This window comes from Bradyrhizobium sp. P5_C11_2, assembly GCF_054049755.1.
The window spans coordinates 11,571-36,823 of sequence record NZ_JBFULT010000014.1 but is presented as its reverse complement, the minus strand read 5'-3'; the positions used below and the strand labels follow the sequence as shown (position 1 = coordinate 36,823).

Below are 25,253 nucleotides of genomic sequence, written 5' to 3'. Positions count from 1 at the left end.
TGGGGTTATGGGTCCTGGCTTTCGCCAGGACGACATTGGAGTATCGAGCACCAGTAGGTAAGCCTTTAGAGAAAGATCCTGCCGCGAAACTTTCCGCAAGATCGGCTCGCCACATTCGCCTGGAAATTGCGCGTAGCCTGAGCGGGCCGCGCTCCGCGTCATCCCTGGCTCGCCACGCGCGCGCGGTCGAGATGCTCTTCGATCTTCGGGCGGTCGCGGGTGCGCTCAAAACTCGTGCAGAGCAGTTCGGTCTCCTGGAGCGAGACCGGCGCGCGATACAGCCGGCACATGAATTCGGCGGTTGCACGTCCCTTGCCCGTGCCGGGGCTGCGTTCGGCGAGAAACATGCAGTCCCGGCAGATGCTGGCATCGAGCCGCTGATGGGCCGCATCGAGGTGATTGAGGATGTCCCGCAGCGAGTCGCGCAGCTTGATGCATTCCTCGGTGCCGAGCGCGGTGACAGCATTCACCACGTGATTGATCGGATCATGCTGGCTCAGGCACTTCTCGCCCTGCGCGGTGACGTGGAGCACGACGGAGCGCTTGTCCTCGTGCGACGGCTTTCGCACCAGGAAGGACTTGCTCTCCAGCGTCTTCACGATCTGCGATGCGGTCGCCCTGGTGGCGCCGATGAAGCCGGCGAGCGCAGACGGCGTGCGCGAAAACCGGTTGGCGCGGCCGAGAAAGCGCAGCGCCATCCATTCCCGATCGCGCAATCCGTGTTGATCGCCCTCGAAATACCAGGCTCTGGCCGCCTGAACCAGCAGCTCGACTGCTTCGCGTGCCAACGGCATGAATTATTCCTACCTCGCCTCGGGAAACACGTCTGCGGCGCCCCGAAGCCGCTTTCCGTCCTGACTCGCGAATCCGTCGACCGGCGCAAGACCGCTGGAGGTATGCGATGTGCACGTCATCTCCTGCCCATGCTCGAAGGCACGGCCTGCAAGGCACCCGAGCGTCGGGCGGCGCGCAAGCCGGCGCGAGAGGCCGCATCGCAGATGGTGTACCAATCGCGGTGTCGTCGAACGGAAGCCCGAGTTGCCGTCACGACCGGACGATGGATCGGAGTTGTTCAACCGAGGCCCCTGAGTTCAAGTCGCAAGCAGACGTTTCTTATCTTCCATCGAAACGATGGATGAGCTTCTCAACAAAATCAAGTAGAGACGCTCCCGGAGTCCAGATGTCGTTGGAGACGATTGTAACGTTCAAGACAATCTCGCTGTTCAGGACACATGATGGTGAACGCAATACGCATCTAGCGCCCAGCATGCACGCAACTATGCGACGGTTTGATTGCAGGCATGTCTGTCGTTGATGCAGGGTGAGCGAACCTTGTGCATGACAAAGCTGCGCCTTGAAAACGTCATCCACAACTTCCGCGTTACATGACGGGATGGTCGAGGGAAATCGGAGGGATTGCACGCGGCGGTTGTTGTGGCCGTGGTCGCGAATCGCCCGTTCGGCCGCTTGCACCACGGCGGCCCGATTCTTAAGCGAACGGGTGATATGCGTATGATGGAATCGGTGACAGGGCCACATGCGCGCGCCCGCAGCGTCGGGATGCGCGCGCGACGGTGGAAACGACGGGCGAGGCGATGACGGGCGCCGGCCGCGCGCGCCAACTCAATCCTGCTAGTCGCCCTTGAGCATGTCCCTGAGCTCGCGGAACGGATCGGCACTCGGCCGGGCTGAAGCGTCTTGCCGCATGGCGCTGTAGATCCTCGGAACCAGGTCGACCGCCTGGTCGAGACCCGAATCGCGTCCCGACTGGTATCCGCCCATCAGCCGAAGGTCGCGCGTGTCCTCGTATTTGGCGATCATGGTGCGCAGCTTGCTCACCAATTCGCGCTCTTCGGGGTCCCAGACGTTATGGGCCAGGCGGGAGACCGAGGCCAGCACGTCCACGGCCGGATAGCGCGCCTGGTCGGCGATGTTCCGGCTGAGCACGACGTGCCCATCCAGTGTGCTGCGGATGGTGTCGGCGATCGGCTCGTTGTGATCGTCGCCGTCGACCAGCACGGAGAAAATACCGGTGATCGTCCCGGATCCCTCCTCGCCGGGCCCGGCCCGCTCGAGCAGGCGCGGCAGGTCGGTGAAGACCGTCGGCGCGTAGCCGCGCGCGACCGCGGGCTCGCCGGCGGCAAGGGCGACCTCGCGGGCGGCATGGGCGAAACGGGTGATCGAATCGACCACGAGCAGGACCGATTCGCCCCGGTCGCGAAAATATTCGGCGACCGCCATCGCGGTCTTCGGCGCCAGCCGCCGCATCATCGGGCTTTCATCTCCCGTCGATACGATGGTGATGGCGCGGCTGCGGTTGGCGCCGAGCACGTCCTCGATGAATTCGCGCACCTCGCGGCCGCGTTCGCCGACCAAAGCCAGAACGACGGTGTCGAACCCTTCGCTGCGGGCGAGCATCGCGAGCAGCGTCGACTTGCCGACGCCGGATCCGGCAAAGATGCCGACGCGCTGGCCGGCGCAGATCGGCGCGAACAGATCGATGACGCGTACGCCGGTGCGCAGCGGCTTGTGGACGCGGGCGCGCTTCATGGCCGCCGGCGCCTCCGCCTCGGCGGAGACGGGCCGCGATCCCGGGGTGAGGGGGCCCTGTCCGTCCAGCGGCGCGCCGAGCGCGTTGATGACACGTCCCTTCCAGCTCGGATCGGGCGCGAAGGACAAGGGCGGCATCCGGTACGCGACCGAGCCGAGGCCGCCGGCGAACTGGCGGTCGAACGGCTTGGCGATGATGCCTTCGCTGTCGATTCGCACCACCTCGCCGATCTGGGGCTTGCCGCCCGAATTGACGCCGATGAGCTCGCCGAGCCTGACGAAGCGCGACAGGCCGGAGACGCGGAAATGCGTCGGCGCGATCTCGGAGATCGCGCCGCTGACGCTAGCGAGCGGCGTGCTCTGCTGAAGCTCCAGCAGCGCCCACTCCAGTTGCCGAAGAGCGTTCAAGGAAACAGTCCACCCTCAATGCGCGCGAGGCGCAGTCTACTTGCCGGGCTCGCCCAGAGTCCGGATTGCGTTCTGGAGCGAGCTCTCGGTGCCCTCGATCATCGAATTCGTGCCGTCGAAGGCACGCGAGGCCGCCATCAGCTTCGTCAATTCCATCATCGGATTGGCGCCGGAGCCCTCGACATAGCCCTGCTTGAAGCCGTCCCGGTTGAAATCGGAGATGGCGGTCGCGGGCCGGTCGGGTGTCACGCCGGAATTGCCGTAGCGGTCGAGGCTGGCATCGGCGGGAATGTTGAACAGGCCGATGGTGCCGATCTCGTTGTTGTCCTGGGTGATCGCGCCGCTGCGCGAGATCGAGACCGGCCCGCCGTTCGGGTCCAGCGTGATCTGCGCGCCGCCGGCATCGATGACGGGGAAGCCGCTCACGGTCTGGAGGTCGCCGTTGGCGGCGATCTGGAGCCGGCCGTCACGGGTATAGACCGTGCCGTTCGGGCCGGCGAAGGCGAGCCAGCCCTGGCCGACCACGGCGACGTCGAGCGGGTTGCCGCTCTCGGTGACGCTGCCGGTCTCGCGCGAAATGATGTTGTCGCCGGGGGTGGAGAATGCGACCGGGTTCGCGCCTGCCTTGGACAGCACGGTCTCGAACTTCACCACGTCGGTGCGGAACGCCGCGGTGTTGACGTTGGCGACGTTGTTGGCGATCGTCTGGAGGCGCTTTTCGAGGGCGACCTGGGCCGACAAGCCCACATAGAGAGCCGATTGCATGATTTACCTGTTGAACCGGATGTTCTGAAGTGTCGTGAGCATGTCGGTATCCAAACCGGCCGACGTCGCCGCACCGCCGATCAGGACCAGCGCGGGGTTGCTCGAGCTGTCGCTCTGGGCCTGGGTCGCATCCCACATTGCCGCGAAGCGCTGCACGAATTTGGTGACCTTGGTCGGGTCCTGGAAATCGGTGAGGTCGATCTTGTCCGTGATCATCTTGGCCTGGGCGTCGATGTCGGACGAGCTGATCGTCGACGACCAGCCCATCGCGGTCTGGACCACCTGCGTCAGCGCCTTGTCGGCGAGGATCTGGTAGGCATTGGTGATCGTGGACGCCTTGCGGGTGAAATAGAGCGCCAGCCGCAGGCCTTCGTTCTGGTCGCCGGCCGTCTGCTCCATCGTCTGCGTGACGTATTGGCTGGCCGTGCCGGTCGTGGCTGCGGTGGTCGAGGTCGCGTTGGTGCCGAGGGCGGCGAAATTGAAGGCGGTAGCGAACTCGCGGTAGCGGGTGTCGGTGAGCTTGTTGGCGAAGGCATCCTTGTCCGAGACCCCCTCGGTCAGCACCTTGCGCATGAACGCCTTGGCGTAGGTCATGTCGCTGAGGCCATAGGCCTTCATCGCGTAGGAGTAAAGGCGGTAATCCTTCAGGAAGTCGTCGATGGTCTTCACGTTGCCGATGTGGCTGAGGAAATAATCGGTCTCGCGGCTGACATCCGGCTGCTTCGCGACCTGCGTCAACGACTTGCCCATGTCGTTGGTCAACCTGGTGTAATCCGCGATCGTGGATAGCATGACACGCGCCCCTTCAGCCGCTGTTGCGACAGCGTCCCAAGCTGCCGCCAATTGCTTGCGCGGGGCTGGCGACGCCGAAGCCAGCCTCGCGCAAGCGTCGCCGACTAGGTATTCCCGATGGGATCGGTGATGGAGTGGCGCGTTGGGCAGTTTCGTGGGGATCGTCATCACGGTAGCGGCGCTGCTCGGCGGATTCGCCGCCATGGGCGGGCATCTGGGCGTGCTGATGCAGCCGTGGGAGTTCGTGATCATCATGGGCACCGCGGCCGGCACCTTCATCATGGCCAACCCGTGGAAGGTGGTCGTGGATACCGGGGTTGCGTGCGTGCAGGCCGTCACCGGCGCGGTGCCCAGTGAGCGCTACTATCTCGACCTGCTCGGTGCGCTGCATGCCCTGATGCGGGAGTTGCGCGGCAAGGGTCGTAACGAGGTGGAAGCGCATATCGACGATCCCTCGTCCTCCGAGATCTTCAAGGCGTTCCCGAGCGTGCTTGGTGACCCGTCGCTGCTCCAGTTCATCTGCGATTATGTTCGTCTCATCATCATGGGCAACGCGCGCACCCACGAGATCGAGGCGCTGATGGACGAGGAGATCCACACCATCGTGAAGAGCAAGCTGGCGCCCTACCATTCGCTGGTGACGGTGTCCGAGGCGCTGCCGGCGCTCGGCATCGTCGCCGCGGTGCTCGGTGTCATCAAGGCAATGGGCGCGCTCGACCAGTCGCCGAAGCTGCTCGGCGGCTTCATCGGTGCGGCCCTGGTCGGCACCTTCGCCGGCATCTTCCTGTCCTACGGCATCATTTCGCCCTTCGCGATCAAGATCAAGATGACGCGCGAGAAGAAGTGCCGGCCCTACATCATCGTCAAGCAGACGCTGCTGGCCTTCATGAACGGCGCCATGCCGCAGATCGCGGTCGAGCACGGCCGCAAGATGATCTCGAGCAACGAGCGTCCCTCGATCGACGTCGTCGAGAACGAGACGATCGCGGGCCCGAAGGCCGTGGTGACCGACGCTGAACCGAAGGCTGCCCGCGCATGACGATGGAAGACCTCGACGTCGATCAGCGCAAGCAGCTGCCGAACTATCTGCTGGACGCCGCCGGCATATCGATCGAACGCATGCCGATGCTCAATGTGATCTTCGATCGCATGGCGGCGTCGTGCACCGACAGCCTCCAGCCGATAGCCGGAACGCCCTGCTACTTCTCCGTCAACGGCATCACCAACGACCGCGTCGGCGACATCATCAAGGACTACGAGGCCAACGCGGTCGCCGCCGTGCTGTATGCCGAGCAGTGGGACTCCCGCGTCATCATCATGCTCGACCGCGATTTCGTGTTCACGATGGTCGAGGCGATGTTCGGCTCCGACGGCGCCGAGCCGCCGCTCGACGTCGAGCGCTCCTTCTCGAACATCGAAATCCGCCTGGTCCAGGCGCTGTTCGAGCGTTTCGCCAAGGCGCTGCAATCCTCCTTCGCCGGCACCTCCAACGTCACCTTCCGCGTGGAGCGGGTCGAGACCGCGATGGCTTCGCTGGCGATCGGTCGCAGCGGCAACATGTCGATCTGCGCCAACATCATGCTGCAGGCGCTCTACCGCGGCGGTCAGATGTTCCTGATCATCCCGCACTCCGCGCTCAACCCGCTCAGGCAGAAGCTTGCAACCGTCGTCGTCAGCGACGGCCGCGCGGCCGATCCGCGCTGGCGCGAGCAGATGGAGAGCGAGGTTCACCGGACCGAGGTGACGCTGAGCGCGGTGCTCGACGAGAAGATGATCTCGCTCGGCGACGTCGTGAAGTTCCGGGTCGGACAGGTCCTCGAGCTCGAAGCCACGCCGCGCACGCTGGCCCGGCTCGAGAGCAACAACCAGGTGCTGTTCTGGTGTCAGATCGGCCAGCTTGATGGCTATTACGCCATGCAGGTGGCCGATCCCGTCGATCAGAAGCGGGAGTTCGTCGATGATATCCTATCTCGTTGATGCCGTTCTGCTGATCGCGCTCGCCTTCACCAGCATGCGGGTGACCCGGATGCATCGCGAGCTGGCGCGGCTGCGCAGCTACCAGGGCGAATTCTCCACCATCGTCCACGAGACGGCAGGCGCCTTCGACACGGTCATCACCGCGGCTCACGATTCCACCGCAAATCTCGGCCGGCTCGCCAACGTGCTGAGCACGAAGATCGATCAGGCCAACGAGGCGATCGCGGCGCTCGACGCGCGGAGCGGGATCGCTCCGGCGGCGGCCGCGAGCAGTGCCGACGCGAACAAGCATTGAGACCGGGACTGGCAGAACACGTACTACCGGAACGTCGCGGCGCTCCGGGAGCGGAAATACCAAGAGGCGATACCAAATGGCGCAATCCTTCGACTATGAGTCTGCATCTGCATCGGGAGAGACCGAGACGTCTCCGCTGGAGCGGTTGGCGGAGATCGCCGCGCGCACCGCGGAGGAGACCGGCAAGTTCGCCAATGTCGATGCGATCCTGCGCATCCCCGTCACCATGCAGGTGGTGCTGGGATCGGCGACCATCCCCGTGGCGAACCTGATGAAGCTCGGCCGCGGCGCCGTGGTTCCGCTCGATCACAGGGTCGGTGAGCCCGTCGACGTCGTGGTCAACGGCCGCGTCGTCGCCCGCGGCGAGGTGGTCGTGGTCGAAGAGGACAATTCCCGCTTCGGTGTGTCGCTGACAGAGATTGTCGGGCCGCTGGGGCAGGGTGATACCTGACCATGGCGGCACAGGTCGGCATCGCTCCCATCAAGCAGCGAGGCGTTGCCACGCTGGGTGGAACGGAAAAGGTCGCGGCGCTCCTGCTGGCCATGGGCCGGCAGGCGGCCGCGAGCGTGCTGCAGCAGTTCGAGCCGCAGGAGATCCGCATCGTCACCAAGGCCGCGGCGGAGCTGCGGCCGATCACGGCGCAGGAGCTGGAGGGGATCGTCGAGGAGTTCGCCCAGCAATTCTCGATGGGCGCCAACATTCTCGGCACCCTCGGCGGCCTTGAGGCCGTGCTTGGCGACGTGCTTCCTGCCGACCAGGTCTCGGCGATCATGTCGGACCTGCTCGGCAATTCGAGCCGGTCGGTCTGGGACCGCGTCTCGTCGGTGTCGGAAAACTCGCTCGCGAGCTATCTCTCCAAGGAGCATCCGCAGACCGCGGCGCTCATCCTGTCCAAGGTCAAGCCGGCCTGCGCGGCCAAGGTCATGAGCCAGTTGCCATCGAGCCTGCGCAACGAGCTGATGYGGCGCGTGCTCAGCCTCAAGCCGATCGTCGACGACGCCATGAGGGTGCTCGAGAAGACGATGCACGAGGATCTGACGCTGAACTTCGCCCGCAACCTCGGCGCCGATACCTACGCCCGCGTCGCCGATATCATCAACAAGATGGAGCGCGGCCACATCGAGGACATGCTGAAGAGCCTGTCGGAGAAGCGGCCGAAGTCGGCCGAAGTGCTGAAGGAGCTGCTGTTCACCTTCGATGACGTCGTCCACCTGACCCCGAAGGCGCGCACCATGATCTTCGATCRGGTGCCGACCGACCGCATCGTCATCGCGCTGAAGGGCACCGACAAGCACTTCCGCGAACTGATCCTGTCCTCGGTCGCCTCGCGCGTCCGTCGTGTCGTCGAGCACGAGCTCGCCATCGGCGAGCCGTCGAACCAGCGCGACGTGCTGGAGGCACGGCGCGTGATCACCGACCTCGCACTCGACCTCGCGGAGAAGGGTGAAATCGAACTCAACCCCGAGCAGGAGGACGAGCTGGTCTTCCGCTGACCGCTGAAAGGGCATGGCAGACACATCCGACCAGGAGAGTAAAACCGAAGAGCCGACCGAGAAGAAAGTCCGCGATGCGCTCGAGCAGGGCAAGATTCCGGTCTCTCGGGAGGCGTCCATCTTCGCCTCGATGGCGGCGCTGATGGTGATCCAGATGTTCCTGATCGGTCAGGGCGTGCAGCAATTGACTCCGACCCTGAAGAGCTTTCTCGACGACCCCGACGGCTTCCCGCTCAGCACGGCGGCAGACGCACAGAATCTGCTCACCGTGGTCGGTCTCCAGGCGCTGCGATTCCTGGTGCCGCTGCTCGTCATCATGATCGTGTTCGGCCTTGCTGCATCGCTGCTGCAGAACGCACCGCGCCCGGTGCTCGATCGCATCATGCCGGACCTCTCGCGAATTTCGCCGGTCAAGGGCTGGAGCCGGCTCTTCGGGACGCAGGGACTCGTGGAATTCGCCAAATCGCTCTTCAAACTCGTCTCGGTGAGCCTCGTCGTCGGCTTTGTGCTGCGCACGTCGGAGGCCAGGGCGTTCGAGGCAATGTACACGGATCCCGTCGCGCTGCCGGAGATGATTCTCAGCATCGCGATGCGGATCGTCTCGGCGATCTGCATCGCGACGATCGTCCTGGTCGCGATCGATCTCGCCTGGTCGCGCTTCCACTGGCGGCGCGAGCTGCGCATGACGCGGCAGGAGATCAAGGACGAACACAAGCAGGCGGAAGGCGACCCGCTGATCAAGGCGCGCCTGCGTTCGCTCGCGCGCGACCGCTCGCGCCAGCGAATGATCGTGTCCGCCTCGCGCGCGACGCTGGTGATCGCGAACCCGACGCATTTTGCCATCGCCTTGCGATATCACCGTGAGGAGAATCCGGCGCCGCTCGTGCTCGCCAAGGGCATGGACGCACTCGCGCTCAAGATCCGCGAGGTCGCCGAACAGAACAGAATTCCGGTGATCGAGAACAAGGCGCTGGCGCGCGCGCTGTATGAAGCGGTCCAGGTCGATCAGGTGATTCCGGCCGAATTCTTCCGGCCCGTCGCGGAGATCATCTACTTCCTCCAGTCGAAGCAGTCGCCGCGGCCCGAGAAGGTCCAGTAGATTTCCGAGGATGGTGCTTCGCGCAACAGCTTGACGAAAGCTTAACGCCCTAGGCTTCTCCTCGAATGGACCAGAATGGAACTGTCGTGGGACCGCTTTATCTCTTCGAACTCGCATCGTCTCAGGCGCGCTGGCTCGAGCTTCGCCAGTCGACCATCGCGACCAACGTCGCCAATGCCAATACCCCGGGCTTCAAGGCGCGCGACGTCGAGCCGTTCAATAAAGTGCTCGACGCAATGCCGGTCAGGCTCGCGACGACATCGCCCACGCACATGCAGCTCTCCCCAACCGAGACCGACACGCGGGCGACCGCGAAGAAGGACAGCTGGGAGGTCGTTCACTCCGGCAACTCCGTCAGCCTGGAGCAGGAGATGATCAAGGGCAGCGACGTCAGTCGCGACTATTCGATGAACTCTGCGATCGTGCGGTCGTTCCACCGCATGGTGCTGTCCAGTGCGAAGACCTGAGGTGATTTGATATGCTGGATTCCCTGCAAGCTTCATTGACGGTTGCCAGCTCCGGGCTCGAAGCGCAGTCGACCCGCATGCGCGTCGTCTCGGAAAATCTCGCGAACGCGAGTTCGACGGGCCGCACCGCCGGCGCCGATCCGTATCAGCGCAAGACGATCACCTTCGACGCCGCGATGGATCGCGCCTCGGGTTCGCAGCTTGCGAAGGTCAAGGAAATCGGGGTCGACACCACGCCCTACCGCGTGGAGTACGATCCGGGCCATCCCGCCGCCGACAAGGCCGGCTACGTCAAGCTGCCCAACGTCAACATGATGATCGAGATGGCCGACATGCGGGAAGTCAACCGGTCCTATGAGGCCAATCTCCAGGTCGTGAAGCAGGTCAGGTCCATGCTGGGCATGACCATCGATCTCCTGAGGAGCTGACAATGCTAGAGGCGATTTCATCCACGGCGATCTCCGCAGGGCAAGCGGTGGCCCGCGCGACCGAGACGCAGGCGATCGCGCCCGCGGCGCCGACCGCAATCCAGTCGGGCGAGGGCCTCGGCTTCGATTCGGTGATGAAGCAGGTGACGAGCGACGCGATCGGTACGCTGAAGGCGGGCGAATCGGCGTCGATCTCGGCGATGCAGGGCAAGGAATCGACGCGGCGCGTCGTCGAGGCGCTGATGTCGGCCGAGCAGGCCTTGCAGACCGCGGTCGCGGTTCGCGACAAGGTCGTGCAGGCCTACCAAGAAGTCGTTCGTATGTCGATTTGATCTGAAGGAGTCACATTGTGAAATCGCTTGCCATTGCGGCCACGGGCATGAATGCCCAGCAGACAAATATCGAAGTCATTGCGAACAACATCGCCAACATCAACTCGACGTCGTACAAGCGGGCACGCGCGGAATTCACCGATCTGTTCTACCAGATGGACCGGATGCAGGGCGTCGCGAATGTCAACGGCTCGTCGCCGATCCCGGAAGGCGCCAATCTCGGCCTCGGCGTCAAGTCGGCGGCCATCCGCAAGCTGCACATCCAGGGCGCGCTCACTCAGACCGGCAACCCCTACGACATGGCCATCAACGGCCGGGGCTGGTTTCAGGTGCTGGGCCCGAACAACGAGGTGCAATATACCCGCGCGGGTTCATTCAATACCAATGCCAACAGTCAACTCGTCACCACCGACGGCTACCTGCTGGATCCCGCAATCACGATCCCGCAGGGGACGGTCGAGGTCACGGTCAACCAGACCGGACAGGTGTTCGCCAAGCTGGACACGGAAGTGAACCCGCGGCAGATCGGCCAGCTCAACCTCGCCAACTTCGCCAACGAGGCGGGCCTCGAGCCGCTCGGCAGCAATCTCTATCGCGAGACCACGGCGTCCGGCACGCCCGTCGTCGGACTGCCGGGCGATGCCGGCTACGGCAAGATCAACCAGAAATACCTCGAGGCCTCGAACGTCGATCCCGTCAAGGAAATCACCGAGTTGATCTCGGCCCAGCGCGCCTATGAGATGAATGCCAAGGTCATCCAGGCGTCGGATGAGATGGCGTCGACGGTATCGAAGGGCCTTCGCTAGTTCCGGTGTGTCCATGTTGAACAGGGTGGGCCTGATCGCGCGTGGGTTGGCCGCCGCGCTGCTGGTTCTCGTCTCCGCGCGGATTGCCGCGGCCGACGAGCGGCGGCTTCCCGTGCCGGCCGTGTCGATCCGCGCCGGCGAGCTGATCAGGGAGGACATGATCACCGAGCGCGCCTTCGCATCGAACGTGCTCGGTGTCGCCATGTTCATCGAAGGACGTCAGGTCCTGGTCGGACGCATGGCACGGCGCGCGCTGCTGCCGGGTCAACCGATCCCGACCAATTCGGTGGAGGATCCCTGGACCGTTGCCCGCGGCGCCACGGTCAAGGTGGTGGTCGAAGACAGCGGTCTGTCGATCGTGACCTACGGCTCGGCGATGCAGTCGGGCGCCCCCGGCGCGCTCATCCCGATACGAAATACCGATACCGGCGTGATCATCAGGGGCATCGTCCAGCCGGACGGCACCGTCAAGGTCGTGGACGGGTCATGATCAGATTCCTGCTCGCGCTCGTCCTCATCGTTTCCGCCGCCAGCGTCCAGGCCGCCGTCCGCATCAAGGACATCGCAGACATCAAGGGACTGCGCGAGAACCAGATCGTGGGCTACGGCCTCGTCATCGGCCTGAACGGCACCGGCGACACGCTGCGCAATGCCCCGTTCACGGAGCAGTCCCTGCAGTCGATGCTCGAGAACATGGGCATCAATGTCAGGAACGAGACCACGAGCACCAACAACCCCCCGCGTCCGACGACCCTGCGCACCCGCAACGTCGCGGCCGTGATGGTGACCGCGGACCTGCAGCCCTCGATCGGGCCGGGCGAGCGCATGGACGTGACGGTGTCGTCGCTGGGCGATGCGACCTCGCTGCTCGGCGGCACGCTGGTAATGACCTCGCTGCGCGCGGCCGACGGTGCGGTCTATGCTGTGGCCCAGGGCGCCGTCACGGTGGCCGGTTACAGCGTCGGAGGCCAGGCCYAGAATGTCAGCCAGGGCACGCCGACCGCAGGACGCATCCCGAACGGCGCGCTGGTCGAGCGCGAGGTGCAGGGAAGTCTCCATGAAATGGAATTCCTGGTGCTGGAGCTCAAGAATCCCGACTTCGTCACCGCGACGCGGATCCTCGATGCCATCAACCGCTACGCCGGCGGACGCTATCGCGCGCAGATCGCCTTCGAACGCGACTTCCGGACCATCGTGCTGTCCAAGCCGCGCCATATCGGTCCCGTCCGCTTCCTCGCCGAAATCGGCGAACTCACCGTCGAGCCGGACACCCCGGCGCGGGTGGTGATCAACGAACGCACCGGCACGGTCGTGATCGGACGTGACGTGAGGATATCGACCGTCGCGGTCACGCACGGCAATCTGACGGTTCGCGTCACGGAGCTGCCGGTGGTGTCGCAGCCGGCGCCGTTCTCGCGGGGACAGACCGTGGTCGTTCCCCAGACCGTGGTCGAGGCCAACGAGGCCGGATCGCAGGTCGCAATTCTCAGCGGGGTCGATCTCCAGCGCCTGGTGCGCGGGCTGAACCAGATCGGGCTGAAGCCGTCCGGCATTATCGCGATCCTCCAGGCGATCAAGACGGCCGGGGCGCTCCAGGCCGACGTCATCGTGCAATGATGCACAAGCGTCGTGCAAGCTTGGTCGCTCAATGCTCAGGTCTTGACCGAGAATCGCACGCGGCCCGATGTTGAAGCTGGATCACAAAGCCAAACTCCTCCTCCTCGCGGTGTCTGCGCTCGTGAGTGCATCGCCCGCGCTGGCGCTGGACGAGGCGACGCCGTCGAAGCCGCTCAACCTGCTCTCGTTCGCGCGGGCGCGGGCGCCGGGACCTCAGAAGCCCCGTAACGTCACTTCGTTCCCGAGTGACAGCGCCGCGATGCGGGCGACGGCCTGGGCGGCTGAAGACGGCGGACCCGCGACCACCGGCGCGGTGCCGGCCAGCGAAGCACCCCCGCCGCCACCGGCTCCGGTGCCCGCGCGTCCGGCCAAGCCCGGGAGCGTCACTGCGCCGCCGAAGCCGGCGCCGCCTCAGGCCGCCGTGCCTGCGGACAACGAAGTCGCGTTGTTCTGCAGCAACGTGACCGACCCGGCTGTCGACGCCCGTCTGGCCTGGCAGTTGAAGGAGCTGGAGAAGGTCGAGAACCAGCTCCGCGAGCGGATCGCCGAGGTCGAGGCCAAACGCGCCGAATACGAGAAGTGGATGGCGCTGCGCGACGACTTCCTGAAGAAGGCCGAGGCACAGGTCGTCGAGATCTATTCGCGCATGAAGCCCGATGCTGCCGCGACCCAGATCGCCGGGATGGCGGACGAGACCGCCGCGGCCGTGCTCGCCAAGCTCAGCCCGAGGAGCTCGAGCGCAATCTTCAACGAGATGGAGACGGGGCGCGCGGCACACCTCGCCGACCTGCTCGGCGGAATGCGCCGCGTGGATGACGGAAAGACCAAATAGATGAAGAATCTGATCCTCATCCTGTCGCTCTTGATGCTTGCCGGATGCGTCGGTGATCCGGCGGAGGTCCTGACCGGTCCGCGATTGTCGCCCGTCGGCAGCGGACTGCGGACGCAGGCCGATCCGATCCCCGTGACGCCCCGCGTGCGCACGCCCGTCAGCTATCGCTCGACATGGGACGACGGCACCGATCTCTACCGCGATCCCCGCGCCCGGCGCGCTGGTGACGTCGTGACGGTGATCATCTCGATGCAGGACAAGGCCAAGCTCGACAACAAGACCGATCGCTCGCGCGATTCGCAGATCAAGTTCGGGCTGGACTGGCTGATGGACGTCGCTGGATGGCAGGACAAGGGCTCGACCAGCGCCAATCTGAACACCAACACCCAGATCAAGGGGAATGGTCAGATCGATCGTACCGAAGACATCAAGCTGTCGATCGCCGCCATCGTCACCGACGTGTTGCCGAACGGCAATATGATGATCAGCGGCTCGCAGGAATTCAGGGTCAACACGGAGATGCGGGTGCTCAATGTCGGCGGCATCGTGCGTCCGCGCGATATTTCGCGCACCAACACGATCTCCTACGAGAAGATCGCCGAGGCGCGCGTGGCCTACGGCGGTCGCGGAAATCTGTCTGACGTGCAGCAGCCTGGATGGGGACATCGGATCTATGATGCCGTTGCGCCGTTCTGAGGCTCGAGGAAAGGCCGCGCTGTGCGGGCAGGGGGCGTCATGCGCCTGATTGCCGCCATCGTGGTGCTGACCTTGATCGCGATCGGTGCCGGCGCGCTCGCCGGCCTGCAGCTGTTTGCAGCCGCCGAGCGTGTCGCCGACGCGAAGAAGACCGCCACGCCGCCGCCGATTGCCTCGAGCTACGCCGGCAGCGCCCGGCTCAGGAAACTGTCCCCGATCGTGACCAATCTCGCCGCACCGGCCAACAACTGGGCCCGCGTCGAGGCCTCCATGGTGACCGACAGCATGAGCGACGAGGATGCCGGCATCCTGGCCGCTCACATCAGCGAGGACATCGTCGTCTATCTGCGATCGGCCTCCGTCGGGCAGTTCGAGGGATCGCGCGGACTTCAGCATCTGCGCGACGACCTGACTGAGCGCGCCAATGTCCGGTCTTCGGGCAAGGTACGCGAATTGATCATTGAGACATTGGTGATTCAGTGAGAGTGAGAGTCCTGCTGCTCGCGTTGGTTCTGGTCGTCCTGCCCGAGGTGGCACTCGCCCAGATTCCGGACCTCAACTCGCTGTTGCCGCCGGGAAACGGTTCGACCAGCGGCCGGATCATCCAGCTGATGGCGCTGATCACGGTGCTGTCGGTGGCGCCGGGGCTGCTCATCATGGTGACGAGCTTCACGCGGTTTGCGGTGGCGCTCTCGTTCCTGCGCGCAGGCCTCGGCCTCCAGACCACGCCGGCCAATCTGGTGCTGATCAGCCYGGCGCTGTTCATGACCTTCTACGTGATGGCACCGACCTTCGACCGCGCCTGGGAAACCGGCGTCCAGCCGCTGATGAAGAACGAGATCTCGGAGGAAGAGGCCTATCTGAAGATCACAGATCCGTTCCGCGAGTTCATGCTGGCTCACGTCCGCGACAAGGATCTCCAGACCTTCGAGGCGCTCGCCGCGGAAAGCTTCCGCAAGAAGTTTGACGACAAGCGCATCGACATGCGCGTCATCATCCCGGCCTTCATGATCTCCGAACTGCGGCGCTCGTTCGAGATCGGATTCCTGATCATCCTGCCGTTCCTGGTGATCGACATGATCGTCGCGACGCTGACCATGTCGATGGGCATGATGATGATGCCGCCGACGATCCTCGCGCTGCCGTTCAAGATGCTGTTCTTCGTGCTGATCGACGGCTGGAACCTGCTGGCCTCCGGACTGGTGCGGTCGTTCTCGTAGCAGCGGCGATCGCCGGCCGGCCAGTTATGGTTAGCCAGAAGTACCCGCTTATGGTTAGCAGTGGGTAATGTTAACCATATGATTTTACAGCAGAATTCAAGCCTGCCTTAATCTGGCGGCAAGATTCGACGTGCTAGCAATGCGTCACGGCGGGTTGGACCCCACCCACTCGGTCCAAAGGCATGATGCCGCCCCTCCGTACCGGTGCAAGCCCGGTATGTCCCCTCGTGAAAATGTAACGCGTACATCAAAGGGACATTCGCAATGTCAAGCCTGCTTACGAACTCGACCGCCATGACCGCGCTGCAGACCCTCCGGTCTGTCAGCTCGCAGCTCTCCACCACGCAGAACCGCATCTCGACCGGCCAGCGCGTGGCGACCGCTTCGGACAACGCCGCCTACTGGTCGATCGCAACGTCGATGCGCTCCGACAACGCCGCGCTCTCCGCGATCTCCGACTCGCTCGGTCTGTCGGCCGCGACCGTCGACACCGAATATACCGCTCTGACCACGGCTATCGGCGACAAGGACTCCGGCCTGACCAAGCTCCAGGCGTTGCTGGTCGAAGCCAAGACCGCCGGTGTCGATCGCACCAAGATCCAGGCCGACATCACCCAGATCCAGCTACAGTTGAAGTCGACGGCCAACTCGGCGACCTTCAACGGGGTGAACTGGCTGAGCATCGACACCTCGAGCTCGTCCACGGCCACGCCAACGAGCTTCAACCTCGTGTCGTCGTACTCGCGCGTCGGCGGTACGCCCACCATCGGCTCCATCACCGTGACGACCGCCAACTACGCGCTCTACACCACCGGCGGCGCAACCAAGACCGGCTTCCTGGATACGGTGACCGGCACCGGCTCATCCGCTGCGTCGGTCGACACGATCGCCATCGGCGCGCTGACCGACTCGGCCGCTGACCAGACCACGCTCGATGGCTACATCAAGCAGGTGACCACCGCGATCAACTCGGTGGCCTCGGCCGCCGCCAATCTCGGTGCCGTCAAGAACCGCATCGCGACCAACACGGACTTCGTCCAGTCCCTGATGGACTCCGTGGACCGCGGTATCGGCCAGCTCGTCGACGCCGACATGAACAAGGAGTCCACCCGCCTTGCGGCCCTCCAGGTCCAGCAGCAGCTCGGCGTGCAGGCGCTCTCGATCGCCAACAACAGCAGCCAGAGCATCCTGTCGCTGTTCCGCTAAACCTCAGTTTATCTGGGGGAGGGCCGCGCTTCTCGCGAAGCGCGGCCCTTTTTTGTCCGGCGTGACGCTGCGTCCACGCCACGATCCCGCCGCGCTGTTGCAGCGGAGTCACAGAGCCACAAGCCTCGCACAAGCTTCGGCGGCTAACCTCTTCGCTACGACAGGTTGGGCCCCGCACCGCATTTCCGCGGCCCAAAGGCATGACGCCGCCCTGTCGTACCGGTGCAAGCCCGGTATGTCCCCCAAAACAATTCAATCTTCAAAGGGACATCAAAATGGGTTCAAGTCTGCTTACCAACTCGTCTGCAATGACCGCGCTGCAGACCCTCCGCAACGTCAGCTCGCAGCTCGCGACCACGCAGAACCGGATCTCGACCGGCCAGCGTGTCTCGACCGCTTCGGACAACGCTGCCTACTGGTCGATCGCAACCTCGATGCGTTCCGACAACGCCGCGCTCTCCGCCATCTCCGACTCGCTCGGTCTGTCGTCCGCGACCGTCGACACCGAATATACCGCTCTGACCTCGGTTATCGGCGACAAGACCGCCGGTCTGACCAAGCTCCAGGCGCTGCTGGTCGAAGCCAAGACCGCCGGCATCGACCGCACCAAGATCCAGGCTGACATCACCCAGATCCAGCAGGACATGCTGCTCAAGGCCAACTCGGCGACCTTCAACGGCATCAACTGGCTGAGCATCAACACCTCGACCGGTTCCACGGCCACGCCGACGAGCTTCAACCTGGTGTCGTCGTACTCGCGCGTCGGCGGTACGCCCACCATCGGCTCCATCACGGTGACGACCGCCAACTACGCGCTCTACACCACCGGCGGCGCAACCAAGACCGGCATCCTGGACACGGTGACCGGCACCGGCTCAACCGCTGCGTCGGTCGACACGATGAGCATCAGCGCGCTGACCGACTCGGCGGTCGACCAGGCCACGCTCGATACCTATATCACGAAGGTCACCACCGCGATCAACACGGTGGCCTCGGCCGCCGCCAATCTCGGTGCCGTCAAGAACCGCCTCGCGACCAACACGGAATTCGTCAAGACCCTGATGGACTCCGTCGACCGCGGTGTCGGCCAGCTCGTCGACGCCGATATGAACGCGGAATCGACGCGCCTCCAGGCGCTACAAACCCAGCAGCAGCTCGGTGTTCAGGCGCTCTCGATCGCCAACCAGAACAGCCAGAGCATCCTGTCGCTGTTCCGCTAAGCCGCGGCTTCGAAATCGGCCGTGCTCCCAAGGGAGCACGGCCTCCGCCATGAACGGCGGATTTCGAGGGCACAAGACGTGCCCGCAATCGACCTCCTGACGCCAGMCTTCACGCGGCACGCCGCAGCCGATCGCGCTGCCATGCGCTCGCACGCCCGCGGTGAACCAATTGCGTCACGTAGGATTCTTGTAAAATTGCAACGCCTTGTCCGCGAACTGACACGTTCGTATCTGCGCGCAACCTTCAGACAAGGTTCGCAGCCGACTGTCCTCTACGTTCGCATTGGTACGAGGTCATATGCTCAGTCGCGCGCAGCTACAGCAACTGCTCAACAACATACTGGAGCTTGGGCCGCGGCGTCTGATGGCCTTGGGGCTGATTGGTTTTGCCGTTCTCGTTACCGTCGTCGGCGGCGCCTATTATCTGAGCCGGCCCGAGTTCGAAACGCTCTATACGGGCCTTAGCCGCGAAGACGTGACGCGCATGGGCGCGGCGCTGCGCGAGCAGAACATCACCTTCGACGTCAATACAGCCGGCGACGCGGTCTCGGTGCGGCCGAGCCAGACCATGCAGGCGCGGATGCTGCTCGCCGAGAAAGGCCTGCCGACCAGCGCCAATTCCGGTTACGAGCTGTTCGACAAGATCGGCTCGCTCGGTCTGACCTCGTTCATGCAGGAGGTCACCAAGCTCCGCGCCCTGGAAGGCGAAATCGCGCGCACCGTGCAGTTGATGAAGGGCGTCAAGGCGGCGCGGGTGCACATCGTCATGCCCGTGCGCGGCTCGTTCCGCGCGACGCAGCAGCCGCCCTCGGCATCGGTCGTGCTGCGCACGGACGGTGCCATCGAGGCGCGTACGGCGCAGTCGATCCGGCACCTGGTCGCGGCCGCCATCCCCGGCATGACCCGTGACAAGGTGACGGTGCTGGATGCCGACGGTTCGATGCTGCTGGCCGAAGAAGATGAGGCCAGCGCTGCGCCGACCAAGATGGCGAGTCTCCAGAAGACGGTCGGCGCGATGGTGCAGGAGAACATCCGCAAGGCGCTGACTCCTTATCTGGGCCTGGACAATTTCGAGGTGAGCGTCGCGACGCAGCTTTCGACCGACAAGCGGCAGATCAACGAGACCGTCTACGACCCGGAGAACCGCGCCGAGCGATCGGTCCGGAACGTCCGCGAGAAGGAGTCGTCGCAGAACGCGGATCGTTCGACCCCGACCACGGTGCAGCAGAATCTTCCGGACCAGCAGGTGAACGCCGGCGGCGGCAAGAACTCCAACGAGGATAAGAGCCGCCGCGAGGACGTCACCAATTTCGAGGTGTCGTCCAAGACCACGACGACGGTGAGCGACGGTTATTCGGTGAAAAAACTCTTCATCGCCGTCCTGGTCAACCGCGCGCGGCTCGTCGCCGATCTCGGCGACAAGAGCAACCAGGCGATCGTCGACAGCAAGCTCGCCGAGATCAGCCAGCTCGCGGCAACGTCCGGCGGGCTGGACAAGCAGCGCGGTGATCAGATCCAGGTCACGGCCGTCGACTTCGTCGAAGGTTCGCGCGAGCTGGCGCCGGTGCCGCCGATCAGTTTCGTCGAGATGATCAACAAGCAGTTGGGCAGCGTCATCAACGCGGTGACCATCCTCGCCGTTGCTTCGATGCTGGTGTGGTTCGGCCTGCGACCTGCGGTCAACGGCATCCTGACCCACCGCGCGCAGCAGGAACAGACCGAGGCGGCGGAGGCTGCCCAGCTCGAGGCGGCCGCCGCGCTTGCGCTGCCGGACAGCGACGAGGCCGAGCTCAACCTCGTCGAGGACCTCGAAGGCAAGATGCAGCGAACCCCGCAGAAGCGGCTCGAGCAGATCGTCCGCCTCGATCAGGCGCAGGCGGCAGCAATCCTTAAAGACTGGATGCGACGCGAGGAGGCGGCATGAACGCGGCAATTGGAAAACTCCTGACGCAGTTCGACGCGAACGGCCGGGTCAAGTCGCCGCCGCCGGCTCCGCCGCCCAAGATCCAGGACGTGCTGACGAGGCCGAAGGAGGTCCGGCGCGAGTCGCAACCGCAGCCTCAGACCCAGTCGCAGCCGCAGCATCAGTCGCCGTCTCCGGCGCCCGCGACGGAAGCCCCGCCGGTCAATCTCCTGGACGATGCCTATCGGCGCGGCCACGCCGCCGGCGTTGCGGAAGGCGATGCCAGGGTTGCCGAGGAGCGCGTGCGCAGCGCGATCCGGCTCGGCGAGGAGCGGGCCAAATGGTCGGACCAGCAGGCGGTCGCGATCGTCAGCGGCTTCGAGGCGGCCTGCCGCGAGATCGAAACCAACATCGCGAGCTCCGTTGCGCGAATATTGCTGCCGTTCCTCGCCGACGCCGTGCGCGACAAGGCGATCGGGTCCCTGGTCGAGCAGATCGCCGCGCTGACCGGCAATTCGTCGGTGCCGGCGTTCAAGATCACCGGCCCGGGCGAGCTGCTCGATCTCGTGCGGGCGCAGCTCGAGACGGCCCGGCGAACGGGCATCGAGTATGAGGCCGCCGAGACCGTCGAGGTCCGCGTCGTGGCCGATCAGACCGTGATCGAGACGCAGATCTCGGCATGGAGCGAACGCCTGAAGGAGGCGCGCCGGTAATTCGCCATGAATGAGGTCAAGCCAGAACTCGTCATCATCCGCCGTCGGAGCGCCTTCGACGACGAGAAGCCGCATGGTGGCGTCTGGAAGATCGCCTATGCGGACTTCATGACCGCAATGATGGCGTTCTTCCTGGTCATGTGGCTGATCAATGCGCTCAACCAGGACCAGAAGCAGGTGGTCGCGAGCTATTTCAATCCGATCCAGCTCGCGGAGAACGCGCCCGCTCCCAAGGGCCTCAAGGACTTGAACAAGAAGGATCCGACGCCATCCGAAGGCCAGGACGGCAAGCGTCAGCCGGCCGGAACGAGCGCGGAGCGCCGTGGCGACTCGCCGACGGCCGAGAAGCCGCCCTACTACGAAGAGAAGGTCCTGTTTCGCGATCCCTACGCGACCCTCGCGGAGATCGCCAATAGTGCGAACCAGTCCTCGGGCCAGCGCCGCGCCGGCGCGCTGACGTCCGCGGAAGAAGACGGTCTCAAGGGCGGCGACGCCTATCGCGATCCGTTCGACCCGGGTTACTGGAAGCTTGCTCCGGAAGCTTCCAAGGATGCGGACCGCATCATCGAGAGCGAGCCCAAGCCGAATGCCTCGGCGCGCGACAATCCGGCCGGTACAAGTCAGGGCGAGCCGCAGGCGCGCCGTGCAAAGTCGGACGATGCCGGCGGAAGCGTCGCGCCGAACGCGGATGCGTCGTCCGCAAGCCTGTCGCCTCTGCTGCCGCCGGGCCCGGCCCCGTCGCCGGCTTCGCGCGAGGGCAGCGCTCAAGCGAACGCGCAGCCAGGCGCTCAAGCCAACGCTGCGGCGCAGGCACGTCCCGCCGACACGACGAAAGAATCCGAGCCGCGCGACGCGGCGCAAACGCAGCAGCCGACCGTCAAGCAGCTTCAGGCCGCGGTCGCGGATGCGCTGTCGGATATCAAGGCCGGCGCGGGACCGGTCGCCGAGGTCCGTCAGGTCGAGGAAGGTCTTCTGATCAGCCTGACCGACGATGCGAGCTTCGGCATGTTCGCGGTCGGCTCGGCCGAGCCGCGGCCCGAGCTCATCCGCGTGATCGACAAGATCGGGCCGCTGCTGACCAAGCGCCCGGGCACGATCATCGTTCGCGGCCACACCGACAATCGGCCCTACCGGTCGGAGACCTACGACAATTGGCGGCTCTCGACCGCGCGGGCGCAGATGGCCTATTACATGCTGGTCCGTTCCGGCGTCGATGCACAGCGGATCGAGCACGTCGAAGGTTATGCCGACCGGCGGCCGAAACTTCCGAACGATCCCGCGGCTGCGCAGAACCGGCGGATCGAGATCCTGATCCGGGAGAAGCGCCCTTGATCAGGTCGCTCGTCTATGCCGCCGTTCTGATGGTGCTGCCGCTCGCGGCGGCGCGCGCAATTGCCGAGCCTGCGCCGGCATCGGCCGAGCCGTATGAGCTCGTCCGTTCGTTGCAGGCGGTCCAGGACGGAATCGCCAATGGCGACACCGCGGCGCATGGCAGCCACATCGCGTTGATCCGGCAGATCGGCGAGAAATTTCTCGCCGCCGATGCGGGCGTGTGGAGCAATCCGCAGAACGGCCAGGCTGTCGTCATCTACCTGCTCAGCGGCGGTGCGCCGCAGATCGTCCGCAAGCTGCCGCGCGACAAGCTGAACGTCGACGAGAAGCTGCTCAATGGCGCGCTCGCCTATGTCGAGGGTCGCCAGGACGAGGCGCGCGAACTGCTCAAGGACGTCAAGCCGCGCACGATCCCCTCGGGCCTGGGCGGACAGGTCGCGCTGGTTCAGGGCGCGCTGTTCGCGCGCTCCGAGGCGTCGCTCGCGATCGAGCGTCTGGATGATGCCCGGCTGTTGCTGCCGGGCACGCTGGTCGAGGAGGCGGCGCTGCGGCGCGAGATCCTGCTGATCGGGCAGGCCGAGGATTTCGACAAGTTCGAGTTCCTGACGCTGGCCTATATCCGCCACTACCGCAACTCCATCTATGCCGGCGATTTCTGGCAGCGCTTTTCCTCGGGCCTGACGCAATCAAGCCTCGCTCTCGATGAGCGCCGCTTTGCGCGGATCGTCACCCTGCTGGAGCAGATCGACCGCGCGAGCCGTCTCAAGCTCTATCTCGTGATCGCGCGCGCGGCGATGGTCCGCGGACGGCTGGCCGTGACCCGGCTTGCAGGCGAGCGGGCACTGACGCTCAGCGCCGACGCCTCGGCGGACCGCGAGCGTGCGCATTTGTTCCGCGGCGTCTCGCGGGCGCTCACCGACGAATATGACGGCGGACTCGCCGAGCTCAAAGCGCTCGACCGGTCGAAGCTGCCGGAGCGTGACATTCCGCTACTGAATGCAACGGTCCAGCTCGCGCTCGACATCCGCAAGCCGATCGCAGGCGTTTCCGCCGCCGCCGCCGCGGCCGACAAGCCTCCGCTGATGCCGGCGCGGCTCGATCTCGCGTCGTCGACCGCGACGCTTGCGCGCGGCCGCAAGCAGCTCGGCGAACTGGAACTCCTCACCAAGGACCCTCGACCATGACCAAGCTCAACGGAACCTCCGGACAGCTTTTCTCGGGTCTCGCCGAAAGCCTCAATGTGCGCGGGACGTCGCGCTCCGGCAAGACCGCCGGGGGGAAATCGCAGGGAGACTCGGGGTTTAACGATCTGCTCCATACCGTCTCGAACCTCGCGAAGCGGGCGCTGAACGATCAGGAGAGCGACACGACCGTGAAGGCCGGAACGCTGCGCGCGCGCTTGGTGCACCCGGTCGAGAAGGACAAGCCGAAGGACGACACGGTGCACGAACGCACCGAGGCGGCCGAGGACTCCAAATCCACTGACAAGTCTTCTGACAAGGCGGCCGACAGGTTGTTGGAGAAGCAAGGTCCGGCCGATCAGGTCGTGAAGGCTGAACTCGAGAGCCGATCGAGCATCCCGACGATCGTTGGGCAGGAGCTCGCCGCCGTGCCGGCCGTGAAGCCGCAGGTGCAACCGTCGGCCGGCGACAAGAAAGACACGTCCGCGCGAGATGAGCGCGCCTCCACGACAAGGCGCGACGTTCAGAGCGCGGGCACGACGAAGGCGGCGGCGGCCGATGCCGCTCCACCCGCCGCCGCTCCCACCGGCGCGCGTCCGCAGGCGGCGGCCGCGCAGGCAGGCGCGCCGCAAGGCGGCGATGCTTCGCCGAAGGCGATGCCCACCGCACCCGGCTTCGAAGCCGTCACGGCCAATGTGGAACGCGCCGCAAAGGCGTCGGCGCGAGACGCGTTGCCCGAAGCGACCAAGGTCACGGTGGTTCAGCAGGAGACGCATCTGCCGCCGGTCGCGCAGTTCAGCGCGACCCAACAGGTCGCCAACGCGGTGGTGTCCGAGCTGAATGAGTCGTCCGCGCCTGCGGCCTCCACCGCGCCCGATCTCGCGGCGCCCCAAGGCACTGCACCCGAGCCGCTGAAGATTCTCACGATCAATCTCGAGCCTCCGGCGCTCGGTAATGTCACCGTTCGTCTTCGTCTTGTCGGCACGGAGGTGTCCGTCCACCTCGCGGCCGAACGCAAGGACACGAGCCAGATGCTGGACCAGCAGCGCGACTCGATCCGCGACCTCATGCAATCGGCGGGTTATGTCGCCGAGGTCGCACCGGTCCAGCACGGCTCGCTGGACGGATTCCAGGCCGGCTCCGGCCAGTCGCAGCCGCAGCTTTCGGGCCAGCAACAGCAATCGTCGCAGTCGCAAGGCACGTTCGGCGGCGCAAGCACATCGTCCGGCCAATCGGACGATGGAGCCAAGCAGACCCGGCAGGAACGCCAGCCCAACCAGGAGACGCGTCATGACCAGGACGTGGCGCCGCAGATTCGCCGCGGCCCTGTTTATCTTTAACGCGGGCGCCGCGGAGGCGGCGACCGACATTGCGCGCCCCTGCGAGCGCGAGATGGCGCGTGCGTCCCAGCAGCACGGGATTCCGCTCGGCATCCTCTATGCGGTCGGCCTGACCGAGACCGGGCGGCGCGGCGCGCTCTATCCCTACGCGCTCGGCGCGGAAGGACAGACCGTGTTCGCCAAGGACATGAATGATGCGATCGTGAATTTCGAGGCGATGCGGGCCAAGGGCATCAAGCTGATCGATCTCGGCTGCATGCAGATCAACCACTATTATCACGGCGACAAGTTCGCCTCGGTGCGCGCGATGTTCGATCCCTCCAAGAACGTGGAATATGCGGCGCGCTTCCTGAAGGAGCTGAAGCAGCGCGAGGGCAGCTGGACCATGGCGGTGGCCCGCTACAATGCGGGCCCCAACAATCAGCCGGCGCAGAAGCGCTACGTCTGCCACATCGTCGCTCATCTCGTCTCGAGCGGCTTCGGCGCGTGGACCGACAAGGCGCGCTCGTTCTGTCAGCCGAAAACGACCTGACCACTCGAAGTTGTGCATGGTTCCAAATCATCAGCCCCGCGCAAGCAA

General features: G+C 64.9%; 28 protein-coding genes. 24 read left to right on the top strand and 4 right to left on the bottom strand.

What is annotated here, in order from left to right:
* Positions 1-158: 158 nt before the first annotated feature.
* The 4 genes from ACXJL8_RS03175 to ACXJL8_RS03160 form a co-directional block, all read right to left on the bottom strand.
* The gene (locus ACXJL8_RS03175; protein ID WP_456624220.1) at positions 159-794 is read right to left on the bottom strand and encodes a MarR family winged helix-turn-helix transcriptional regulator; all 636 of its coding nucleotides are present in this window, start codon (positions 792-794) and stop codon (positions 159-161) included.
* A gap of 838 nt (positions 795-1,632) precedes the next feature.
* Positions 1,633-2,958 (bottom strand): flagellar protein export ATPase FliI, encoded by a 1,326-nt coding sequence (gene fliI / locus ACXJL8_RS03170; RefSeq protein WP_456624219.1) that lies wholly within the window; start codon positions 2,956-2,958, stop codon positions 1,633-1,635.
* Positions 2,959-2,994: 36 nt separating this feature from the next.
* Positions 2,995-3,723, bottom strand: a complete 729-nt coding sequence (gene flgF / locus ACXJL8_RS03165) for a flagellar basal-body rod protein FlgF (protein ID WP_456624218.1) — start codon at positions 3,721-3,723, stop codon at positions 2,995-2,997.
* Positions 3,724-3,726: 3 nt separating this feature from the next.
* Positions 3,727-4,515 carry a DUF1217 domain-containing protein gene (locus ACXJL8_RS03160; protein ID WP_456624217.1) on the bottom strand — a complete coding sequence of 263 codons (789 nt, stop codon included), beginning with the start codon at positions 4,513-4,515 and terminating at the stop codon, positions 3,727-3,729.
* Positions 4,516-4,657: 142 nt separating this feature from the next.
* On the opposite strand from ACXJL8_RS03160, the gene motA reads away from it, so the two are divergent.
* The 24 genes from motA (at position 4,658) to ACXJL8_RS03040 (ending at position 25,205) form a co-directional block, all read left to right on the top strand.
* On the top strand, positions 4,658-5,554 hold the full coding sequence (motA, locus tag ACXJL8_RS03155; RefSeq protein WP_456624216.1) for a flagellar motor stator protein MotA: 897 nt from the start codon (positions 4,658-4,660) through the stop codon (positions 5,552-5,554).
* Positions 5,551-6,492, top strand: coding sequence for a flagellar motor switch protein FliM (locus ACXJL8_RS03150; protein ID WP_456624215.1), 942 nt, complete (start codon positions 5,551-5,553; stop codon positions 6,490-6,492). The genes motA and ACXJL8_RS03150 overlap by 4 nt, the downstream gene beginning before the upstream one ends.
* Positions 6,473-6,787: a hypothetical protein gene (locus ACXJL8_RS03145; RefSeq protein ID WP_456624214.1), complete on the top strand. Its 315-nt coding sequence runs from the start codon at positions 6,473-6,475 to the stop codon at positions 6,785-6,787. The genes ACXJL8_RS03150 and ACXJL8_RS03145 overlap by 20 nt, the downstream gene beginning before the upstream one ends.
* A 76-nt stretch (positions 6,788-6,863) precedes the next feature.
* Positions 6,864-7,238 carry a flagellar motor switch protein FliN gene (gene fliN / locus ACXJL8_RS03140; protein WP_456624213.1) on the top strand — a complete coding sequence of 125 codons (375 nt, stop codon included), beginning with the start codon at positions 6,864-6,866 and terminating at the stop codon, positions 7,236-7,238.
* 2 nt (positions 7,239-7,240) lie between these two features.
* Complete coding sequence (locus ACXJL8_RS03135) at positions 7,241-8,281, top strand: flagellar motor switch protein FliG (protein WP_456684623.1); 1,041 nt, start codon at positions 7,241-7,243, stop codon at positions 8,279-8,281.
* Positions 8,282-8,294: 13 nt separating this feature from the next.
* Entirely contained in the window at positions 8,295-9,380 is a 1,086-nt protein-coding gene (gene flhB, locus ACXJL8_RS03130) for a flagellar biosynthesis protein FlhB (RefSeq protein WP_456624211.1), read from the top strand.
* A gap of 65 nt (positions 9,381-9,445) precedes the next feature.
* Positions 9,446-9,847: a flagellar basal body rod protein FlgB gene (flgB, locus tag ACXJL8_RS03125; RefSeq protein ID WP_456624210.1), complete on the top strand. Its 402-nt coding sequence runs from the start codon at positions 9,446-9,448 to the stop codon at positions 9,845-9,847.
* 11 nt (positions 9,848-9,858) lie between these two features.
* Complete coding sequence (gene flgC, locus ACXJL8_RS03120) at positions 9,859-10,275, top strand: flagellar basal body rod protein FlgC (RefSeq protein ID WP_456624209.1); 417 nt, start codon at positions 9,859-9,861, stop codon at positions 10,273-10,275.
* A gap of 2 nt (positions 10,276-10,277) precedes the next feature.
* Positions 10,278-10,607, top strand: coding sequence for a flagellar hook-basal body complex protein FliE (locus ACXJL8_RS03115; RefSeq protein WP_456624208.1), 330 nt, complete (start codon positions 10,278-10,280; stop codon positions 10,605-10,607).
* A 17-nt stretch (positions 10,608-10,624) separates the two neighbouring features.
* Complete coding sequence (gene flgG, locus ACXJL8_RS03110; protein WP_456624207.1) at positions 10,625-11,413, top strand: flagellar basal-body rod protein FlgG; 789 nt, start codon at positions 10,625-10,627, stop codon at positions 11,411-11,413.
* Positions 11,414-11,426: 13 nt separating this feature from the next.
* Positions 11,427-11,903, top strand: coding sequence for a flagellar basal body P-ring formation chaperone FlgA (gene flgA, locus ACXJL8_RS03105; RefSeq protein ID WP_456624206.1), 477 nt, complete (start codon positions 11,427-11,429; stop codon positions 11,901-11,903).
* Positions 11,900-13,030 carry a flagellar basal body P-ring protein FlgI gene (gene flgI / locus ACXJL8_RS03100; RefSeq protein ID WP_456684622.1) on the top strand — a complete coding sequence of 377 codons (1,131 nt, stop codon included), beginning with the start codon at positions 11,900-11,902 and terminating at the stop codon, positions 13,028-13,030. The genes flgA and flgI overlap by 4 nt, the downstream gene beginning before the upstream one ends.
* Positions 13,031-13,097: 67 nt before the next feature.
* A complete protein-coding gene (locus tag ACXJL8_RS03095; protein ID WP_456624204.1) occupies positions 13,098-13,862 on the top strand; it encodes a MotE family protein in 765 nt (254 codons plus the stop codon).
* Positions 13,863-14,558 (top strand): flagellar basal body L-ring protein FlgH, encoded by a 696-nt coding sequence (gene flgH, locus ACXJL8_RS03090; protein WP_456624203.1) that lies wholly within the window; start codon positions 13,863-13,865, stop codon positions 14,556-14,558.
* Between the two features lie 39 nt (positions 14,559-14,597).
* Positions 14,598-15,041, top strand: coding sequence for a flagellar basal body-associated FliL family protein (locus ACXJL8_RS03085; RefSeq protein ID WP_456684621.1), 444 nt, complete (start codon positions 14,598-14,600; stop codon positions 15,039-15,041).
* Complete coding sequence (gene fliP, locus ACXJL8_RS03080) at positions 15,038-15,778, top strand: flagellar type III secretion system pore protein FliP (RefSeq protein WP_456684620.1); 741 nt, start codon at positions 15,038-15,040, stop codon at positions 15,776-15,778. The genes ACXJL8_RS03085 and fliP overlap by 4 nt, the downstream gene beginning before the upstream one ends.
* 264 nt (positions 15,779-16,042) lie before the next feature.
* Entirely contained in the window at positions 16,043-16,984 is a 942-nt protein-coding gene (locus ACXJL8_RS03075; protein WP_456624200.1) for a flagellin N-terminal helical domain-containing protein, read from the top strand.
* A gap of 275 nt (positions 16,985-17,259) precedes the next feature.
* Positions 17,260-18,204: a flagellin N-terminal helical domain-containing protein gene (locus tag ACXJL8_RS03070; RefSeq protein WP_456684619.1), complete on the top strand. Its 945-nt coding sequence runs from the start codon at positions 17,260-17,262 to the stop codon at positions 18,202-18,204.
* A gap of 298 nt (positions 18,205-18,502) precedes the next feature.
* Entirely contained in the window at positions 18,503-20,128 is a 1,626-nt protein-coding gene (gene fliF / locus ACXJL8_RS03065; protein WP_456618089.1) for a flagellar basal-body MS-ring/collar protein FliF, read from the top strand.
* Positions 20,125-20,820, top strand: coding sequence for a hypothetical protein (locus ACXJL8_RS03060; RefSeq protein ID WP_456618088.1), 696 nt, complete (start codon positions 20,125-20,127; stop codon positions 20,818-20,820). Before fliF ends, ACXJL8_RS03060 begins: the two co-directional genes overlap by 4 nt.
* A gap of 6 nt (positions 20,821-20,826) precedes the next feature.
* Entirely contained in the window at positions 20,827-22,152 is a 1,326-nt protein-coding gene (locus ACXJL8_RS03055; RefSeq protein WP_456618087.1) for a MotB family protein, read from the top strand.
* Positions 22,149-23,336 (top strand): chemotaxis protein, encoded by a 1,188-nt coding sequence (locus tag ACXJL8_RS03050; RefSeq protein WP_456618086.1) that lies wholly within the window; start codon positions 22,149-22,151, stop codon positions 23,334-23,336. The genes ACXJL8_RS03055 and ACXJL8_RS03050 overlap by 4 nt, the downstream gene beginning before the upstream one ends.
* Positions 23,333-24,673, top strand: a complete 1,341-nt coding sequence (gene fliK, locus ACXJL8_RS03045) for a flagellar hook-length control protein FliK (RefSeq protein WP_456618085.1) — start codon at positions 23,333-23,335, stop codon at positions 24,671-24,673. Before ACXJL8_RS03050 ends, fliK begins: the two co-directional genes overlap by 4 nt.
* On the top strand, positions 24,624-25,205 hold the full coding sequence (locus ACXJL8_RS03040; protein WP_456618084.1) for a transglycosylase SLT domain-containing protein: 582 nt from the start codon (positions 24,624-24,626) through the stop codon (positions 25,203-25,205). Before fliK ends, ACXJL8_RS03040 begins: the two co-directional genes overlap by 50 nt.
* Positions 25,206-25,253: the final 48 nt, after the last annotated feature.